This is a genomic window from Neisseria sp. P0017.S009, from assembly GCF_051957375.1.
Lineage (GTDB): Bacteria > Pseudomonadota > Gammaproteobacteria > Burkholderiales > Neisseriaceae > Neisseria > Neisseria perflava.
On sequence record NZ_JBQCWL010000002.1, the window covers coordinates 215,786 to 234,976 of the forward strand.

Annotated in this window: 22 protein-coding genes; 20 read left to right on the forward strand and 2 right to left on the reverse strand. The window is 47.6% G+C overall.

Annotated elements, in window-relative coordinates:
- Positions 1 to 46: 46 nt before the first annotated feature.
- Complete coding sequence (locus tag ACTHTG_RS03250; RefSeq protein WP_049335484.1) at positions 47 to 970, reverse strand: RluA family pseudouridine synthase; 924 nt, start codon at positions 968 to 970, stop codon at positions 47 to 49.
- Between the two features lie 209 nt (positions 971 to 1,179).
- Here ACTHTG_RS03250 and ACTHTG_RS03255 point away from each other — a divergent pair, with 209 nt between their 5' ends.
- Positions 1,180 to 1,482: a hypothetical protein gene (locus tag ACTHTG_RS03255; RefSeq protein ID WP_004519429.1), complete on the forward strand. Its 303-nt coding sequence runs from the start codon at positions 1,180 to 1,182 to the stop codon at positions 1,480 to 1,482.
- Positions 1,483 to 1,537: 55 nt separating this feature from the next.
- On the opposite strand, the gene ACTHTG_RS03260 is transcribed toward ACTHTG_RS03255, so the two are convergent.
- Positions 1,538 to 2,053, reverse strand: coding sequence for a hypothetical protein (locus tag ACTHTG_RS03260; protein ID WP_004519431.1), 516 nt, complete (start codon positions 2,051 to 2,053; stop codon positions 1,538 to 1,540).
- Positions 2,054 to 2,301: 248 nt separating this feature from the next.
- On the opposite strand from ACTHTG_RS03260, the gene hisS reads away from it, so the two are divergent.
- The 19 genes from hisS (at position 2,302) to mnmA (ending at position 19,129) form a co-directional block, all read left to right on the forward strand.
- Positions 2,302 to 3,597, forward strand: a complete 1,296-nt coding sequence (gene hisS / locus ACTHTG_RS03265) for a histidine--tRNA ligase (protein ID WP_004519432.1) — start codon at positions 2,302 to 2,304, stop codon at positions 3,595 to 3,597.
- On the forward strand, positions 3,598 to 4,227 hold the full coding sequence (locus ACTHTG_RS03270) for a YfgM family protein (protein ID WP_004519433.1): 630 nt from the start codon (positions 3,598 to 3,600) through the stop codon (positions 4,225 to 4,227).
- A 140-nt stretch (positions 4,228 to 4,367) separates the two neighbouring features.
- Positions 4,368 to 5,825, forward strand: a complete 1,458-nt coding sequence (der, locus tag ACTHTG_RS03275) for a ribosome biogenesis GTPase Der (RefSeq protein ID WP_004519434.1) — start codon at positions 4,368 to 4,370, stop codon at positions 5,823 to 5,825.
- Between the two features lie 297 nt (positions 5,826 to 6,122).
- On the forward strand, positions 6,123 to 6,419 hold the full coding sequence (hfq, locus tag ACTHTG_RS03280; RefSeq protein WP_036493792.1) for an RNA chaperone Hfq: 297 nt from the start codon (positions 6,123 to 6,125) through the stop codon (positions 6,417 to 6,419).
- Between the two features lie 78 nt (positions 6,420 to 6,497).
- A complete protein-coding gene (locus ACTHTG_RS03285) occupies positions 6,498 to 7,067 on the forward strand; it encodes a tRNA (mnm(5)s(2)U34)-methyltransferase (RefSeq protein WP_004519437.1) in 570 nt (189 codons plus the stop codon).
- A gap of 55 nt (positions 7,068 to 7,122) precedes the next feature.
- On the forward strand, positions 7,123 to 7,497 hold the full coding sequence (locus ACTHTG_RS03290) for a SirB2 family protein (RefSeq protein WP_003681989.1): 375 nt from the start codon (positions 7,123 to 7,125) through the stop codon (positions 7,495 to 7,497).
- A gap of 15 nt (positions 7,498 to 7,512) precedes the next feature.
- The gene (gene folK, locus ACTHTG_RS03295; protein WP_004519438.1) at positions 7,513 to 8,001 is read left to right on the forward strand and encodes a 2-amino-4-hydroxy-6-hydroxymethyldihydropteridine diphosphokinase; all 489 of its coding nucleotides are present in this window, start codon (positions 7,513 to 7,515) and stop codon (positions 7,999 to 8,001) included.
- A gap of 98 nt (positions 8,002 to 8,099) precedes the next feature.
- On the forward strand, positions 8,100 to 8,735 hold the full coding sequence (locus ACTHTG_RS03300; protein WP_004519439.1) for a deoxynucleoside kinase: 636 nt from the start codon (positions 8,100 to 8,102) through the stop codon (positions 8,733 to 8,735).
- Positions 8,736 to 8,771: 36 nt separating this feature from the next.
- The gene (locus tag ACTHTG_RS03305) at positions 8,772 to 9,215 is read left to right on the forward strand and encodes a peroxiredoxin (RefSeq protein WP_440360528.1); all 444 of its coding nucleotides are present in this window, start codon (positions 8,772 to 8,774) and stop codon (positions 9,213 to 9,215) included.
- A gap of 75 nt (positions 9,216 to 9,290) precedes the next feature.
- Positions 9,291 to 10,169 (forward strand): site-specific tyrosine recombinase XerD, encoded by an 879-nt coding sequence (gene xerD, locus ACTHTG_RS03310; RefSeq protein ID WP_293203686.1) that lies wholly within the window; start codon positions 9,291 to 9,293, stop codon positions 10,167 to 10,169.
- Between the two features lie 227 nt (positions 10,170 to 10,396).
- Positions 10,397 to 10,597: a (2Fe-2S)-binding protein gene (locus tag ACTHTG_RS03315; protein WP_003681978.1), complete on the forward strand. Its 201-nt coding sequence runs from the start codon at positions 10,397 to 10,399 to the stop codon at positions 10,595 to 10,597.
- 131 nt (positions 10,598 to 10,728) lie between these two features.
- Positions 10,729 to 10,962 (forward strand): glutaredoxin family protein, encoded by a 234-nt coding sequence (locus tag ACTHTG_RS03320; RefSeq protein ID WP_050787142.1) that lies wholly within the window; start codon positions 10,729 to 10,731, stop codon positions 10,960 to 10,962.
- Positions 10,963 to 11,031: 69 nt separating this feature from the next.
- Positions 11,032 to 11,640 carry an SMC-Scp complex subunit ScpB gene (scpB, locus tag ACTHTG_RS03325; protein WP_004519443.1) on the forward strand — a complete coding sequence of 203 codons (609 nt, stop codon included), beginning with the start codon at positions 11,032 to 11,034 and terminating at the stop codon, positions 11,638 to 11,640.
- Positions 11,641 to 11,890: 250 nt separating this feature from the next.
- Positions 11,891 to 13,906, forward strand: a complete 2,016-nt coding sequence (locus tag ACTHTG_RS03330; RefSeq protein ID WP_308538364.1) for a BCCT family transporter — start codon at positions 11,891 to 11,893, stop codon at positions 13,904 to 13,906.
- A 199-nt stretch (positions 13,907 to 14,105) separates the two neighbouring features.
- Positions 14,106 to 15,767 carry a DNA repair protein RecN gene (gene recN / locus ACTHTG_RS03335; protein WP_039861999.1) on the forward strand — a complete coding sequence of 554 codons (1,662 nt, stop codon included), beginning with the start codon at positions 14,106 to 14,108 and terminating at the stop codon, positions 15,765 to 15,767.
- 115 nt (positions 15,768 to 15,882) lie between these two features.
- Entirely contained in the window at positions 15,883 to 16,839 is a 957-nt protein-coding gene (gshB, locus tag ACTHTG_RS03340) for a glutathione synthase (RefSeq protein WP_039862001.1), read from the forward strand.
- Positions 16,840 to 16,907: 68 nt separating this feature from the next.
- Positions 16,908 to 17,291 carry a diacylglycerol kinase gene (locus ACTHTG_RS03345; RefSeq protein ID WP_039862003.1) on the forward strand — a complete coding sequence of 128 codons (384 nt, stop codon included), beginning with the start codon at positions 16,908 to 16,910 and terminating at the stop codon, positions 17,289 to 17,291.
- A 131-nt stretch (positions 17,292 to 17,422) separates the two neighbouring features.
- Entirely contained in the window at positions 17,423 to 17,899 is a 477-nt protein-coding gene (locus ACTHTG_RS03350) for a copper chaperone PCu(A)C (protein ID WP_004519448.1), read from the forward strand.
- Between the two features lie 126 nt (positions 17,900 to 18,025).
- A complete protein-coding gene (gene mnmA / locus ACTHTG_RS03355) occupies positions 18,026 to 19,129 on the forward strand; it encodes a tRNA 2-thiouridine(34) synthase MnmA (RefSeq protein ID WP_004519449.1) in 1,104 nt (367 codons plus the stop codon).
- Positions 19,130 to 19,191 lie beyond the last annotated feature (62 nt).

Consider the following 19,191-nt stretch of genomic DNA (forward strand, 5'->3'; position numbering starts at 1 on the left):
GGCCGTCTGAAACTTTTCAGACGGCCTTTTTTATTAGGCTGGATAACTACAGCGCAAAATCGCTTTCAAATACGCGGATTTCTCCGCTGACAGGATCGGTGAACTCTATTCTTTTGGCCAAAAGTTTTAAAGGTTTGTCGTAGTCTTCATCACCGGCCGCCAATGGGGTAGGGTAAAGCGCATCGTTCATCAGCGGCATGTTCAAACTCATCATATGCACGCGCAGCTGGTGTTTCTTTCCGGTGTGCGGCGTGAGGCGGTAGAGGCTGAATGCGCCGCGGTTTTCGATAAGCTCGATGGTTGTGTGGGCGTTGGGTTCGCCTTCCGTTTCCCGCGTGAGAAAGAATTTTTCGCCGCGTTCCATTCGGGACGAAATATCCAGCGGATAGTCCAAATCCGTCCTCGTCGGCGCCACCGCTTCATAGGTTTTTCGGACGTTTTTTTCTTGGAACATGGTCTGATAGTCGCGACGCGTGGCAGGGTTGAGCGAAAGCAGCATAACGCCAGCCGTATCTTTATCCAAGCGATGAATCGGCGTAATGTCTTCAACATTCAAATACTGCAATTCAGGCCGCAGACGTAGGCGCGTGAGCAAGGTTTCTCGCAAAAACCTGCCGCTGGGGATGACGGGCAGAAAATGCGGTTTGTCCACCACAATCAAATGCTCGTCAATATGCAAAATCTTTTCTTCAAACGGAATACGCGGCTCGCTCTCACGGCTGGTTTCACGGTAATAAAACATCGTCTTGCCGGGCTCAAACAAAGTATTTTCATCAAACGGTACGCCATCCGCACCCACCACAAAACCGCTGTTCAGCCGCCGTCGCCAGTTTTCTTCGCCGACAAAGGGAAAATGAGCGCATAAAAAATGCAGCAGAGGCAAGCCGTAAAATTGCTTTTTATGTGGCAAAACTAAGTAGCTGGGTTTGACACCGTCTAAAAGGGGTAGGGGACTAGTACGTTTTTTCATGCGGCGGATTGTACTCGTTTTTTAGGATTTTTTCAGACGGCCTTGTTTATATGGAAAATAAACTTCTAATAACGGATATGTAGTGATGCCGGTTTTGTGCTTAAATAGATTCTTCAACCGACCAAAGAAACTGGTTTTGTTTGAACTTGCTTTTGTGGCATAAATTAAAGAAATGATAAAGAAGCAATATTTGAGAAAAGGAGAATATTATGCAGAGAAAAATCGGCATAATCATCATGTTATCCGCGTTTTCCGTATCCGCTATGGCGGGAGGGGAAGTTCGGCTTGGCAAGAGTAAGGCATACGATAATGAGTATGAACTTGTGGCAGAGCATGAAGTCAATGAAGAAGGTTCACAATTAAATCAAGATGAGTATGCCGCACATCCAATACGCAACGATAGCGGCGTCATGCAGTCAGGGAAAGTGGCTTCAGGCAGACAAGCTGTTTCCCAATACGGAAAACCTAATTTGCCGCCTGTCCGCTTAAATCCGCATCCTTCACGACCTTGATTTCAAAATCAAAGGGCTGCTCCATTTGTTTGGGCAGCCCTTTTGTTTTGTCGGCTCACTCACATTTTTGTTTGCGCAAAACAAGTTTGTAATCGGTTTTGATGCCGGTTTGATCGCCAATCATCTTAAAATCATCTATCAAACAACGGTTTTCTGTACATTTCAACGTGAAATCTGCACCGACCCTATGGCCGTCAAATTGTTTAAATGTTGCCCGGACGGTATGGGGAGAAGTGACTTTGACTTGCAAGGTTTTATGGAAGTTATCAGGATGATCTTGACCAAAGCCTAAGTAGTAATGTATCGGCATGTCACATCCCATCTCCATATCGGGTTGCTTACGGATATTTGTGTCGAATTTATTGAATTGTCGGATGATTTTTTGTAGTTCAGGCGTAGTAACACGATTATGTTCAGAGCCTAAATCCACTTTAGACAGATAAACCTTTTTGACTAAATCTATTTTCGTTTGATTGTTTGTGGCGTTATTTGCAGCCGTCGCTTGTGAGGGGAAGATAGTAGTTAACAAGCCGATAACAAAAAGAGAGTGCAGTGTTTTTATGATGTGCATATGGACGGGATGAAAAGAATCCAAGTATAACGGCATTGAATCTATATTGAATATGTCTCTAAGAAATTTAAGTTGAAAAGCAGGGGAAGTGTTGGAATCATTGAATATGATTCTGTAATCTGCTTTACAGGCCGTCTGAATGCGAAAACCAATTTTCAGACGGCCTTTTGATTTGTTTCCAACCTCACAAACCCTTAAAAATCAGCTATAATGCCCAACTATTTGATTTTCGCTTATCCCATATTGAAATGGCACAAAAAATTCAATCTGTAAAAGGTATGAACGACCTTTTACCTGTCGAACAAAAAGATTTCAAACTGACGGCTGCGTTTTGGCAGGCGTTTGAAGATACGGTCGGCCGTTGGACACGCGCTTACGGCTATCAGCAAATCCGTACGCCGATTGTCGAGCAAACCGGTTTGTTTGTCCGCTCCATCGGCGAGGAAACCGATGTGGTCGGCAAGGAAATGTACACCTTCTCCGATTCAAACGATTCTTTGAGTTTGAGCTTGCGTCCTGAAGGTACGGCTTCTTGTCTGCGTGCTGTGGTCGAACACAATCTTCTCTACAACAGCCCGCAAAAGCTGTGGTATATGGGGCCGATGTTCCGCCGCGAGCGTCCGCAAAAAGGCCGTTATCGTCAGTTCCATCAGGTTGGTATCGAGGCTTTGGGTTTTGAAGGGCCGGATATTGATGCGGAAATTATCGCGATGTCTGCCGACTTGTGGGAAAAATTGGGTATTCGCGAATACCTGACTTTGGAAATCAACAGTTTGGGCAACCGTGAGGAACGCGCGGCACACCGTGCGGCATTGGTTGAATATTTGACCCGCTATGAAGCGCAACTAGATGAAGACAGCAAACGCCGTCTGAAAACCAATCCTTTGCGCGTTTTGGATACGAAAAACCCTGATTTGCAGGAAATCTGCAATGCGGCGCCGCGTTTGGTGGATTACTTGGGCGAGGCTTCGCAAAACCACTATGCACGCTTCAAGGCGATGTTGGACGGTTTGGGTATCCAATATATTGAAAATCCGCGCTTGGTCCGTGGTTTGGATTATTACAATCAGACGGTTTTTGAGTGGACGACCGACAAACTCGGCGCGCAAGCGACTGTGTGCGGTGGCGGCCGTTACGATGGTTTGATTGAAGAGCTTGGCGGCAAACCTGCGCCGTCTATCGGCTTTGCAATGGGTATTGAGCGCCTGCTGCTTTTGGTGAGCGAATATGGCTCTCTGGAAGTGAACGCTGCGCCTGATGTCTATGCAATGCACCAAGGCGAAGGTGCGGACTTGCAGGTGATGAAATACGCGCAAGCTCTACGTGCTCAAGGTTTCAATGTGATGCAGCATTCCGGCTATCAAAGCCTGAAGGCGCAAATGAAAAAAGCAGACAACAGTGGCGCACGCTTTGCCCTGATTGTGGCTCAGGATGAGCTGGCAAACGGTACGGTTACCCTGAAAGATATGCAGGGCAAACACGAACAACAAACCGTTGCCGCCGCTGATTTGACAGACACTTTTCAACAATGGAAGAACGCATAAATGGCAGCCCATTTGGAAGAACAACAAGAGTTAGACAACTTTAAATATTTTTGGAAACGCACTGGCCGTTGGATCTTTGCCTTGCTGATCGTGGCGGCTTTGGGGTATTTGGGTTACACCATTTACCAAGGCCAAAAAGCTTCAAAAGATCAGGAAGCCGCCGCCGTATTGGCGCAAATGGTGGAAAAGGCGCAGCAAAAAACCGACCCTAAAGCCATCAACGCCGATTTGGCCGAATTGCAAAAAAACTATCCTGATTCTATTTCGACAGCCCAAGCTACGTTGATGGTGGCGGCGACTGAGTTCGATGCCGGCCGTTATGATGTAGCGGAAGGTCATTTGAATTGGGTGCTGAAAAACCAAAATGCACCGCTGGTTCAAGCTTTGGCAGCGCAGCGTTTGGGCGTTGTCCTGTTGCAGCAGAAAAAATACGATGCCGCCATCAATGCCCTGAATACTCAGGTTGAGGCTGACTTCGAGCCTTTGATGCTGGAAACCAAAGGCGATGTTTACGTTGCCCAAAATAAAACCAAAGAAGCCGTACAAAGTTACGAAGCTGCTTTGAGCAAAATGCCGCAAACCGCAGTAGGCCGCGAATTGCTGCAAATGAAAATCGACAGCTTGAAATAAGTTTGTTTGAAATCAAGGCCGTCTGAAGTTGCAATGACTTTTCAGACGGCCTACACTTATCCTTATCAACCGTGTTTTTAAAACACCTGCTTGTGTTCCGCTCCCGTTTTTAGGCGGCACTTGACACAGAAAGACTCCACATGAAACCAACCATCGCGCTTGTCGGCCGCCCCAATGTCGGCAAATCTACCTTATTCAACCGTTTGACGCGCACCAAAGACGCGCTTGTGCATGACTTGCCCGGCCTGACGCGTGACCGCCATTACGGTCATGGCAAAGTCGGCAGCAAACCTTATTTGGTCATCGATACCGGCGGTTTTGAGCCGGTTGTCGATAGCGGCATTTTGCACGAAATGGCAAAACAAACCTTGCAGGCTGTCGATGAGGCCGATGCAGTGGTGTTTTTAGTGGACGGCCGTACCGGTTTGACGCCGCAAGATAAAATTATTGCCGACCGTTTGCGCCAAAGTCCGCGTCCTGTTTATTTGGCTGTGAATAAAGGCGAGGGCGGCAATAGGGCTGTACTTGCCGCTGAGTTCTACGAACTTGCTTTGGGTGACCCTTATGTTATTTCAGGTGCGCATGGCGATGGTGTGTATTATCTGATTGAAGATATTTTGGAAACCTTCCCTGAGCCTGAAAAGGAAGAGGAAGAAGCGAAACATCCTGTTTTTGCTGTAATCGGCCGTCCAAATGTCGGCAAATCGACCTTGGTAAACGCCATTCTCGGCGAAGAGCGCGTGATTGCCTTCGATATGGCAGGTACGACGCGCGACAGCATCCACATTGATTTTGAGCGCGAAGGCAAACCGTTTACCATCATCGATACCGCAGGTGTGCGCCGTCGCGGCAAAGTGGATGAAGCGGTGGAAAAGTTCTCCGTTATCAAAGCTATGCAGGCGGTTGAAGCGGCAAACGTTGCCGTTTTGGTATTGGACGCGCAACAAGATATCGCCGATCAAGATGCGACGATTGCAGGTTTCGTTTTGGAAGCAGGCCGTGCCTTGGTCGTAGCGGTCAATAAATGGGACGGCATCAGCGAAGAGCGCCGTGAGCAAGTGAAACGCGATATCAACCGCAAACTGTATTTCCTTGATTTTGCTAAGTTCCACTTTATTTCTGCATTGAAAGAACGCGGTATAGACGGTTTGTTTGAAAGCATTCAGGCTGCCTACAATGCGGCGATGATTAAGATGCCGACGCCAAAAATCACGCGCGTATTGCAAAGCGCTATCGAGCGTCAACAGCCGCCGCGTGCTGGCTTGGTGCGTCCGAAAATGCGTTATGCCCACCAAGGCGGCATGAATCCGCCGGTGATTGTGGTACACGGTAATTCGCTACACGCCATTTCTGACAGCTATACGCGCTATTTGACCCAAACGTTCCGCAAAGCCTTCAATCTGCAAGGTACGCCGCTCAGAATTCAATACAATGTTTCGGAAAACCCGTATGAAAATGCGGAAGACAAACCGAAGAAAAAACCGCTACGCCGTGTCAGCTTGAGCAACCGTATTGAGAAACGCGAAGGCCGCAAGGAAGAGAAAAACCGCTTCAAGAAGAAAACCAAAGTCAGCGTGAAAAAACAATTCAGCAAATAAGCATAAAGGCCGTCTGAACAATTTCAGACGGCCTTTTTTTAATGAAAAACAGCTCGTTAGAGCTTCATGGCATATTTTCGATAGGATTTGCCGAATTTTAAAAAACATCCAATTTGGATTTGGGATTGTTGTGAATATGGAAATGAAACAGTCGGTTTGACGTGAAGTTCCCTTATTGCTGGATTCCTAAATGGTGTGATAGAAAAAAATAGTTGGTAATTTATCCTATTCGGGGCTACAATCCCATCAAACGCCGATTTTGGCGTCTTTACAATCATAATAATGGAGCTCAAGAATATGACAGCTAAAGGACAAATGTTACAAGATCCTTTTTTGAATGCGTTGCGTAAAGAGCACGTTCCGGTTTCGATCTACTTGGTAAACGGCATCAAGCTGCAAGGCCAAGTGGAATCATTCGACCAGTACGTTGTTCTGCTGCGTAATACTTCCGTCACTCAAATGGTTTACAAACACGCTATCTCAACAATCGTTCCTGCACGCGCAGTCAGCCTGCAACACGAAAACAAACAACCTCAAGCCGCTGCCGCAGCTGCTCCGGTTCAAGTTGAGACTGTGCAACAACCTGCCGAATAAATGATGTAACGCATTCCTGTTTTTCAATACCTTACCGCTTTTGCGGTAGGGTATTTTTATTTTCAGACGACCTTTATCATGCTGCTTGAGAACATTCTTCCCTTTGCCCACTCCCTGTTACAGCAAGCCTTAAAAGCAGGCGGCCGCGCTTTGGATGCGACGGCCGGAAACGGGCATGATACTTTGCTGTTGGCGCAGTCGGTTGGCGAGACGGGTAGGGTGTGGGCATTTGATGTGCAACTCAAGGCACTGGCGCAGACTCAAGGCCGTCTGAAAGAAAACGGCGTAGATGGTCGGGTAGCCCTGATACATGACGGCCATGAAAACCTTTTGTCTTATATCGACGAGCCTTTAGATGCCGCAGTATTTAATTTCGGTTGGCTGCCGGGAGGCGATAAAAGCTGTACAACTGAAGCAGCAAGCAGTATCCGTGCGCTGACGGATACTTTGGGTTTGCTGAAAGAGGGCGGGCTTGCCGTGGCGGTATTGTATCCTGGACATGAAGCCGGCCGAATAGAGGCTGAAGCGATTGTGCAATGGACGGAAACTTTGCCGCAGGAAGCCTTTGCCGTGTTACGCTATGGCTTTGTCAACCGCCGCAATGCGCCTCCCTATCTGCTGGCGATTGAAAAGTTGCGTCAGAAATAGATGTTTGCGGTAAAATAGCTGCTTTGTTTTTCAACCCTCAACATAAGAAACTGCCATGCAATATCTGTTTGTAAAATACAGCCATCAGATTTTCGTTGCCATTACCATCCTGTTGTTCAACATCCGTTTTTTCCTGCTCTGGCGTCATCCTGAGAAACCGTTGGCAGGCATTTGGAAAGCCATGCCGCATTTGAACGACACCATGTTGCTGTTTACCGGCTTGTGGCTGATGAAGATTACTCATTTTTCGCCGTTCAATGCGCCGTGGCTCGGTATGAAAATCCTGCTGTTGCTGGTTTATATTGTGTTGGGCATGATTATGATGCGTTCGCGTCCGCGTTCGCCGAAATTCTATATCGTCTACGTTTTGGCCATGTCGTGTGTTGCCACGATTGTTTTCCTTGCCAAAACCAAAACGCTGCCGTTTTAAAAGAGGCCGTCTGAAATGTATCCGCATTTTGCCGTTGTCGCTTTGGGCAGCAATCTCGCCAATCCTGCCGAACAGATTCGCGCCGCTTTGGCCGAATTGGCCGCGCATCCTCATGTTCGGCTCGAAAAAACATCTTCCCTGTATTTGACTGCGCCGGTCGGCTATGACGATCAGCCCGATTTTGTGAACGCCGTTTGTACCGTGAAAACATCATTGGATGGCGTAGCGCTGTTGGCAGAGTTAAACCGCATCGAGGCCGAATTTGGGCGCGAACGTACCTTCCGCAATGCGCCGCGCACCTTGGATTTGGACATTATCGATTTTGACGGTATCCGCAGCGATGACCCGCATCTGACCTTGCCGCATCCGCGCGCGCATGGGCGCAGTTTCGTTATGTTGCCGTTGGCCGAAATCCTTCCGGATTTCGAGTTGGGCGAGCATGGACGTGCGGCTGATTTGGCTCAGGCTTTGGGTGAGCAGGGTATTCACCTGTTGAAAGAATAAAGGCCGTCTGAAAAAACGGACGAAAACAAGAAAGGGCGTGTTGGACACGCCTTTTTTGCTATAAAATATTGTTGGGAGACACATTAAAAAGAGTTACTATGAATCCTCGTTATATTGTTGTCGAAGGCGCCATCGGTAGCGGCAAGACCGCTTTGAGCCGCCGCTTGGCAGAGCATTTCAGCGCGTTGCTGTTGTCGGAGAATCCAGATCACAATCCGTTTCTCATGAAGTTTTACAGCAATGTTTCCAATAATGGCTTGGCTGCCGAACTTTTCTTCCTGATGCGCCGCGCTGAAAGCGTGAATATTATTGAAGACCAATGCGCGCAAGGCGGAATGGTTGTGGCTGATTTTTTGCCGGAAAAAGACCGTATTTTTACGCCCATCGTTTTGAATGATGACGAGCAGCAGCTTTTTGCCGATATGAAGCAACGCATTCTGCCGCAATACGCGGAGCCCGATGTGGTGATTTATCTGCAAACCGCTGTCGAAAACAACCGCAAACGTCTGCAAAAACGTCACGAAGGCATTATCAGCTTGTTTCCCGAAGGCTATTTGGGACGGGTGCATGACGAATACAGTCATTTCTTCCATTTGTATCAAAGCGCGCCTTTGCTGACTGTCAATGCCGATGAGTTGGATTTAGCCGGCAATGACGACTACTTCCAGCTTTTGTTGCGTACATTGGAAGATTTTCAAGGTACGCGCAGTTATTTGAATTTAAGCGAAAAATAAACGTAGGCTAGGTTTAGGCCGTCTGAAAGGAATAATATGTCAAAATATCAATTCACACTCCCATCTTCTTCCGGTAGCGATTTTAACTCCGCCGAACATTTGCCGTTGGTTGTCTATTTTTATCCTAAAGACAGCACGCCCGGCTGTACCACCGAAGGCTTGGATTTCAATGCCCGATTGGAACAATTCAAAGCATTGGGCTATACCGTTGTCGGCATTTCGCGCGACGGTGTCAAATCGCATCAGAATTTCTGCACCAAACAAGGTTTCCAGTTTGAATTGTTGAGCGATAAAGAAGAAACCGTCTGCAAACTGTTTGACGTGATCAAGCTGAAAAAGCTTTACGGCAAAGAATCCCTCGGCATCGAGCGCAGCACCTTTGTGCTGGACGAAAACGGCGAAATCGCTCATGAATGGCGCAAAGTCAAAGTGGCCGGACACGCGCAGGAAGTGTTGGATACAATTTCTCAAGTCTTTTGATAGGGCTTTGAAAACCTAAGGCCGTCTGAACGGATGTAAAGTTATGCCGTTCAGACGGCCTTTCAATACAGTTTGATGAGTATGGACGATTTAATAGACAAGCTGCTTGAATCCCTTTGGCTGCAAGACCGGCTCAGCCACAATACGCTGCAAAGTTACCGCCGTGATTTGGTTAAAATCGCAGCGCGTTTGGCCGAGTGCGGGCAGGATTGGTTGAGTGCTGATGAATTTGCCCTGTCTGATGCCGTGTATGCGGAGGGGGAAAAAAGCACGTCCCAAGCGCGGGCATTGTCGGCTTGCAAGCGTATGTACGGCTGGTTGGAAGAAACAGGCCAAAGAGCAGACAATCCCACCCGTTTTCTCAAGGCGCCGAAATCGGAACGCAAACTGCCCACGCTGATTACCGAAGCCCAAATCGACGCGCTGCTTGCTGCACCTGATGTGGAAACGCCGCACGGGCTGCGCGACAAAGCCTTGCTTGAAGTCATGTATGCAACAGGTTTGCGCGTGACCGAAGCCGTCAAATTGACACTCAGCGATATCGATTTACATCGCGGCAGTATCCGCACCATAGGCAAGGGCGACAAATTGCGTCTGGTTCCGCTAGGGCAGGAAGCGGCGTATTGGGTGGAACGCTATTGCAACGAATCGCGCCCGTTGTTGCTGAAAAACAAAATCTGCGACGAAGTGTTTGTCAGCCAGAAACGCAACGGCATCAGCCGTCAGCTTGCATGGATGATAGTCAAAGAATATGCCGAAGCGGTCGGTATTGCTTCGCTCAGTCCGCACGGTTTGCGCCATGCTTTTGCCACGCATTTGGTCAATCACGGCGTCGATTTGCGCTCAGTCCAGATGATGTTGGGACATTCCGATATCAACACCACGCAGATTTATACCCATGTTGCCAATATCCGTTTGAAAAACATGGTCGATGAACACCATTCCCGTTCATAAATAAAGGCGGCATCTCGAAGATGCCGCCTTTTGTTATCGTGGCCGTCTGAACGGTTATAAAGTTTACTATTTATAAAATAACAATCAAAATACAAATTTACATAGAAAAATTTCAAAACAAAAGGACAGTGCCAATATTGCAATGCAAACCGTTTTTATTTATATTTACGTTCAAGAATAAATCCTACTCTCAATTACAGAGGGTAACAAAATTATTGGAGCACATCATGTTTGTCTGCATCTGCAACGCCATTACTGACCACGACATCAAAGAGACCATCGCCGCCGGTGCAACCACCATGAGCGATTTGCAGGCTCAATTAGGCGTGGCGACTTGTTGCGGTTGCTGCGGCGAATTGGCAGCGTCATTTTTGACAGCAAGCAGTGCCCAAAATACCGTGACTGCAGGTATTAACGTTCAGTCTTAATTTCAGAATACACACAAAGGCCGTCTGAAGGCGTTATCTCGCGCCTGTTCAGACGGCCTTTGTTATGCCTGTATGGTTTGGCGGCATTTTGCTATACAATGGCCGCTTTTGTCCCTCCGAGAGTAACCGCCATGAAACTGACCTTGATGTTTCGGGAATATTGCAGCCTGTGCCACAAAATGCGCGAACAATTAAAGCCTTATCAGGAGCAGTTTGGATTTGGGCTGGATGTTGTCGATGTTGATGAAGATCCGGTTTTAGAAGAAAAGTACAATGAGCTGGTGCCTGTTTTGCTGGATGGCGATACCGAAATCTGCCATTGGTTTTTGGACGAAGAAAAACTGAAAGCGCATTTGAGCGCGTAACAAACCGTTGACCATATTATCTTTCAGACGGCTTTTGGCTGTTTATGCCGTCTGAACATTGATTTTATTATGACTGAAAAACTTTCTCCCGATGCGCTGATTGAAGCGGCGCTGTTGACGCAAGTCGAACCCTTAAACGAAAAAGCCATGCGCGAATTGTGCGTGCCGCCGTTGTCGCAAGACAAGCTGATTGACGTGTTGGCGCAACTGAAGGCCCGCTGGCAGGGCAGGGCTTTGCAACTGGTGCATACCCATGAGGGCTGGCGTTTCCAAATCGCCCAAGCCGCCTTTGAACGACTGGGCAGCCTGCAAGAGCAGCGCGCGCCGCGTTATTCCCGTGCCGTGATGGAAACGCTGGCGATTATTGCCTATCAGCAACCGGTAACGCGTGGCGATATTGAAGGCATACGCGGTGTGGCGGTGTCGCAAAATGTCATGCAAACCTTGCAGGATAGGGGCTGGATTGAAGTCATCGGCCACCGTGATTCTGTCGGCCGTCCGGCTTTGTGGGCGACAACAGCAACATTCCTAAGCGATTTGCGTTTGGAAAGTTTGGAAGAATTGCCGCCGCTGACTGAATTGGGCGAGCTGGTGTTGCCTGATTTGATGGAAACGCCGCCGACAGGCGATGAGGAGGCTGAAGAAGCAGTTGAATCAGGAAGCAGACTGATTAACTGATTTGAATGTAAAGGCCGTCTGAAACAATCGTGTTTCAGACGGCCTTTATTATTGTATAACATCATGATTTTAAATATAATTTTCATCTATTTTAATAACTTATTGATTTTGTGATATAATTTAAGAATTATTAGAATAAATATCTCTCATTCTGTAATAGTTTGAGAAGGCATACGGAAACGTTTCTTTCTTTATCAATCGGCAGCCCGTTTGTTCTTCAAATATGCGCTGTATCAACTACGGAACCGATATGAAATTCAAACAATTTATTCAAAACAAATCTTCTTTCAATCCAAGCGTGGTCGGTATTACGCTTTTCTTCGTCCTTTTGCTTTTGTCAGCTGCTTTGGTTTGGCCTCAAAATACTGAGGCTTTGTTAAATGCAATGAAGCAGTTTATCTTTCAAAATGTCAGTTGGTTTTACATTCTGACTTTCTCTGTATTCCTTATTTTCTTATTGGCGCTTCCCATCAGCAGCTTCGGCAGTATCAGGCTGGGTACAAACGAGGACGAACCTGAGTTTTCGTTTTTATCATGGTTGGCCATGCTGTTTGCGGCCGGCATGGGCGTGGGCTTGATGTTTTTTGGTGTGGCCGAGCCTTTATCGCATTTTTCTTCCCCGATTGCCAAAGGCAATGCGCAAGAGGCGATTCTGCATACGGTATTCCACTGGGGGATTCATGCCTGGGCAATCTACGGAATCATTGCGCTTGCCTTGGCGTATTTCGGTTTCCGCTATAAATTGCCGCTGGCGTTGCGCTCCTGCTTTTATCCGATTTTAAAAGACAAAATCAACGGCAAAATGGGCGATGCCATTGATGTGATGGCTTTGATTGCGACTTTGTTCGGTATTATCACAACCTTGGGATTTGGCGCGGCACAAATGGGTTCAGGTTTGTTGAAGATGGGCTGGGTGCAGGACAACAGCTATGTTTTGCAGGTCGGCATTATCGTTGTTGTGATGGCGATTGCCATATTTTCCGCAACTTCGGGCGTGGGCAAAGGCGTCAAAATTTTGAGTGAAACCAACTTGGTATTGGCACTGTCATTGCTGTTGTTTGTCTTGTTTAATATGCCGACGACGTATTTGATTTTCGCATTCAGCGACAATTTGGGCACTTATTTGAGTAACTTCGTTTCGTTCAGCTTTAAGTCATATACCTACGAGCCTGAGCATACAAAATGGTTTACCGGCTGGACGGTGTTATATTGGGCTTGGTGGTGTTCGTGGTCGCCTTTTGTCGGTTTGTTCATTGCCCGAATTTCACGAGGCAGGACCATTCGCGAATTTATTTTTGGCGTATTGGCAGTGCCTAGCCTGATGAGTATTTTGTGGTTTACTGTATTTGGCAATTCGGCCTTGTGGCTGGACACGCATGTGGCAAACGGCGCGTTGTCTGCCTTGACCAACGAGCCTGAAAAACTGTTGTTTGCCTTTTTGAATTATCTGCCGTGGCCGGTCATCAGCAGCTTGGTGGCATTGCTGGTGATTGCGCTGTTTTTTATCACTTCTGCCGACTCGGGCATTTATGTGCTAAACAATATTGCTTCGCGCGATAAAGGGCTGGCTTCGCCCAAGTGGCAATCGGTTATGTGGGGTGTGTTGATTTCGGCTGTGGCTATTGTGTTGCTGGGTGCCGGGGGGTTGCCTATTTTGCAAACCATGACCCTGATTGCGTCTCTGCCGTTTGCGGTGTTGATGATTTTTATGATGGTTTCTTTGTGGAAAGCCCTGAACAACGATGCCAACTATTTTGCAACCGCCGTCAATCCGAGCAGTATTTTCTGGTCGGGCGATCATTGGAGGGAACGCCTTGGCCAAATGATGAATCAGACGCAGGAAGTCGATATCATCAAATTTATGAAAAATACGGCGCTTCCGGCAATGCAGGAATTGAAAAACGAATTGACCGAAAAATACAATATGGACGTAGAAATCCGTTGCCTGTTGCAACAGGATGAGCCGTCGGTGGAGCTGGTGGTGCATAAAGGGACGGTAAGGGATTTTGTCTATGGGATTAAATCCGTAAAGCGGGAAATTACCGACCAGTTGATTCGTGAAGACAGCCTGCCTCATTTCAAATATGCAGCAACGTTCATACCGTTGACGTATTTTTCGGATGGGCGCGATGGATACGATGTGCAATATATGACGCAAAAAGAATTGATTGCCGATATGCTCAAGCAGTATGAGCGTTATCTGAACCTGCTTGCAGGAGTAGGGCAGGAATTGATGGGGCATGAACAAGTAGAACTGGCAGAGTAAAATAAATTTAGGCCGTCTGAACATGTAGCAATATTCAGACGGCCTTTTTATTGCCCGCTTAAAAAATAATTTGTTTAAAATAAATATCTTAGATAAATCATAAGAAAAATCTGATTTAAACTATAAAAAACCTTAGTTATAATCAACTTATCTAAAGCTATTCCGCATGAGTGCGGGTGATTTACTAAGGAATACTGCAATGCTGTTGGCACTTTCTTTGCGTGATTTTGTCATTGTTGAAAACCTGAATCTTGATTTTCAAAACGGCTTTACCGTATTGACGGGCGAGACCGGCGCAGGCAAATCGATTACTCTGGATGCGATTGGCCTGTTGTTGGGCGATAAAGCCGATTACAGTCAAGTGCGAAGCGGCGCCAAAGAAGCGCAGTTGTCGGCTTTGTTCGATATCAGCGGTTTGCCTGAACTGAAAGCGCAGCTGCAGGAGCAAGGCCTTTTGGAAGAAGATGCCGAAGAGCTCAGCATCCGCCGTATTATCGATGCCAAGGGTAAAAGTCGCAGTTATATCAATAATCAGGCAGCAACATTGGTGCAGCTGAAAGCTATTGGCGAGCAGTTAATCGATATTCACGGACAAAATGCCCATCATTCGTTGAATCAAGAATCTGCGCAACGCGAGTTGTTGGACGCATTTGCCGGCAGCAAAGAGCAGGCAGAAACGGTCAAACAGCTTTATCAAAATTGGGTCAATGCGAAAAAAGCCCTGCAAGAAGCGCAAGAGCAGGCAGAAACCATGGCCATCGAGCGCGAGCGTTTGGAATGGCAGTTTAATGAATTGAACCAATTGGAGCTTAAGCCCAACGAATGGGAAACCTTAAGCCAAAGCCACGACAGTCTGGCGCATTCGGCCGAATTGCTGCAAACCGCCGAGCAGGTGGGCGACAGCATAGACGGAGATAACGGCATCCACCGTCAAATCTACCAATGCCAAAAACTGTTGGGTAATCTGCAAAACATTGAGCCGCGCTTTGCCGAGAGCCTGAATATGTTGGCAAGTATTGAAGCAGAATTGGGTGAAATCAGTGCCAATATGCGTGATGTGGCCGGTCGCAGCGACATCGATCCTAATGAATTGGCCGCACAAGAAAGCCGTATGGGCGAATTGATGAGCATGGCGCGGAAATACCGCATTGAGCCGGAAGAGTTGCCGCAAAAGCTGGCAGAAATCGACGAACGACTGCAAAACCTGCACGCGGCTGCCGATTTGGAAGCCTTGGAAAATACAGTTGCACGCAATCTTGCCGAATACCATGAAGCCGCGCATATCCTCTCTGCCATGCGCCATCAGGCAGCCGGCCGTTTGGGCGAAGAAACAACCGAGCATATGCAACATTTGGCCATGAAGGGCGCACGTTTTGACATCGTCTTGTTGCCGTCTTCGCCGACCGCACATGGGCTGGAGCAGGTGCAATTCCAAGTAGCGGCGAATAAAGGCAATCCGTCCCGTCCTTTGAACAAAGTCGCTTCCGGTGGCGAATTGGCGCGTATCAGCTTGGCTTTGCAAGTGGTTGCCAGCCAATACACGCAAGTGCCGACATTGATTTTTGACGAAGTGGATACCGGTATTGGTGGCGGCGTTGCTGAAATGGTCGGTAAAGCTTTGCGTGCCTTAGGTAAAAAACATCAAGTCTTAGCGGTAACCCATCTTCCTCAAGTCGCCTCTTGCGGTGAAAACCATTGGCAGGTCCGCAAGCATAGCGAAGGGGAGCAAACCGTCAGCGAAATCAGTGTTTTGAACCATCATCAGCGCATTGAGGAAATCGCGCGTATGCTGGGTGGCGAAATCATTACCGATACCACACGCAGCCATGCTGCCGAACTCTTGCATTTGGCAGCCGCCTAAAAGCCTCAAGGCCGTCTGAAAATAGGATTCAGACGGCCTTTTCTATATTTTGCCACCCTTTCAGGCGGGCCGAATACAAGGTATGATTATATCGTCTGTTTACAAGGAAATTTTGATGAAAGTCCTGTTTATCGCCGATCCGATGGCAAGTTTTAAAACCTATAAAGACACTACTTACGCCATGATGCGTGAAATGGCAAAGCGCGGTTGGCAGCTTTTTCATACCTTGAGCGGAGAATTGTCCGTCCGTGAAGGCTTGGTAGTGGCTCAGGTGGCGGCATTTGAGTTTGTCGGCGCGAAAAACGATGACGATCACGAATGGTTTAAATCAGAGGCAAAAGTTCAGACGGCCTTGAAAGATTTCGATGCGGTCATTATGCGCACTGATCCGCCGTTTGATATGCAATATCTGTACGCGACCCAGTTTTTGACGTTGGCACAGCAGCAGGGTACAAAAGTATTTAACAGCGGGCAGGCAATGCGCGATTTCAATGAAAAATTGGCTATTTTGAACTTCAGCCAGTTTACCGCGCCGACTTTGGTTACCACACGTTCCGCCGATGTCCGTGCCTTTTTGAAAGAACACGGCGACATCATTATCAAACCTTTGGACGGTATGGGCGGTATGGGCATTTTCCGCCTAACCGAATCCGACCCCAATATCGGCAGTATTTTGGAAACCCTGATGCAGCTTGATTCACGTACCATCATGGCGCAACGTTATATTCCTGAAATCGTACATGGCGACAAGCGCATTCTGATTATTGGTGGAGAGGTTGTTCCGTATGCTTTGGCGCGTATTCCGCAAAACGGAGAAACGCGCGGCAACTTGGCTGCCGGCGGCCGCGGCGTGGCACAGGAATTGAGCGAGCGCGACCGTGAGATCGCAGAAACCCTTGCGCCTGAATTGAAGCGTCGCGGTATTTTGCTTGCCGGTTTGGATGTCATCGGCAACAACCTGACCGAAGTCAATGTAACCAGCCCGACCGGCTTCCAAGAAATCATGAAGCAAAAAGATTTCAACGTTGCCGCTATGTTTGCAGATGCCGTAGCATCTTGGGCAAAACAATAAACCCAAAGGCCGTCTGAAAATTGACCCGACCGTTTCTTTTCAGACGGCCTTTTTATGTTGAGAATATGATGGAACCATCTTCCTACGCATCTGAAAAAAAAGGTAAAAACGGCATTAAGCGCATTATCAATGCGTTTGGTTATTCCAAAGACGGACTGGCTGCCGCGTATCGTTATGAAAGCGCATTTCGCCAAGTTTTTTGGTTGAACCTGATTTTAATTTTCTTAGCGTTGTTTCTTGATTTCGGATCGGTCACCAAAATGGTGCTTGTTGTCGCATCGTTTATTTCACTGATTACCGAATTGTTTAATACCGCCATCGAGGCAGCCGTTGACCATACTTCTACTGAAAAACACGAGCTGGCCAAGCGTGCCAAAGATGCCGGCTCGGCCGCGCAATTGATGGCTTTGTTCATGTTATTTATTGTTTGGATTATTGCATTAACTGCTTAAAAATGTGGTAATATAGTAATTCGTTAGGATTAGATAGTATTAATTAATCTATATCAAAGTTTTCAGGCGGCCTTTGGTTGTAAGATGAAGGCTGTATATCCCAGCCATTTGGCAAACACAAGGAGCAAAACATGAAAAAATTAATGGCAACCCTGATTCTGGCAGGCTTGGCAACTTCCGTATCTGCAGCCGGTATCCATATTGAAGACGGTTGGGCACGTGCCACTGTCGAAGGTATGAAAATGGGTGGCGCATTCATGAAAATCCAAAACGATGAAGCCAAACAAGACTTCTTGGTAGGCGGCAGCAGCCCTGTTGCCGAACGTGTTGAAGTACACACCCATATTAACGACAATGGTGTTATGCGTATGCGCGAAGTTAAAGGCGGCGTGCCTTTGGCTGCAAAAGGCGTAACCGAGCTGAAACCGGGCAGCTACCACGTTATGTTCATGGGTCTGAAAAAACAATTGAAAGAAGGCGAAAAAGTGCCTGTAACCCTGAAATTCAAAAACGCGAAACCTCAAACTGTCGAGCTGGAAGTGAAAACCGCACCTAAAGCCGAAATGCAGCATGATCACGGCGCACACGGTGGCGCACATCAGCACTAATTGCTTGAATTTGCATATAAAGGCCGTCTGAAAGTCGTTGGGCTTGCAGACGGCCTTTTCTGTCGTCAAATCAAAATGTGCTAAAATCACGCTTTAAAAAATGTATTTAAAACCCACATTCCGCTCATGAATACTCACAACACACCAGCAAACATCATCGTCGGCCTCTCCGGCGGCGTCGATTCATCCGTTACCGCGGCCCTGCTCAAACAGCAAGGCCATCAAATCAGCGGCGTGTTCATGCAGAACTGGGAAGATGACGACAACGACGAATATTGCAGCATCAAACAAGATTCCTTTGATGCCATTGCCGTTGCCGATATCATCGGCATCGACATCGACATCGTCAATTTTGCCGCGCAATATAAAGACAACGTATTTGCCTATTTTCTCAAAGAATACAGCGCAGGCCGCACGCCAAACCCGGATATCTTGTGCAATGCCGAAATTAAATTCAAATGCTTTTTGGACTATGCCATAGAGCAGGGCGCCGATACCATTGCCACCGGACACTATGCCCGCAAAGAAGTTCGAAACGGCGTGCATTACCTGCTCAAAGGCTTGGATCAAAATAAAGACCAAAGCTATTTCCTATATCGTCTCAAGCCTTTCCAACTCGAGCGCTCGATTTTCCCATTGGGTGAGTTGGAGAAGCCTGAAGTCCGCCGTCTTGCCGAAGAATTCAAATTACCGACTGCAACCAAAAAAGACAGTACCGGCATCTGCTTTATCGGCGAACGCCCGTTCCGCGAGTTTTTGCAAAAATACCTGCCGACCAATAATGGCAAAATGGTGACCCCTGAAGGCAAAGTAGTCGGCGAACACGTCGGCTTGATGTTTTACACGCTGGGCCAACGCAAAGGCTTGGGCATCGGCGGCGCAGGCGAGCCGTGGTTTGTTGCGGCCAAGGATTTGACCAAAAACGAACTGATTGTCGTCCAAGGCCATGACCATCCTTTGCTTTATACGCAAAGCCTGGTTATGAACGATTTGAGCTTCACATTGCCAGAACGCCCGAAAGAAGGCCGCTATACCTGCAAAACGCGCTACCGTATGGCCGACGCGCCTTGTACGTTGCGTTATTTAGATGATGAAACCATCGAGCTTGTTTTTGACGAGCCGCAGTGGGCAGTAACCCCAGGCCAATCTGCGGTACTGTATGACGGCGATGTGTGCTTGGGCGGCGGTATCATCATGTCCACCGACAAGCCTGTCATTATTACAGCTTAATAAAAGGGCCGTCTGAAAACGAAGCGGCAGATTGAATAAAGCCTTTCAGACGGCCTCGATTT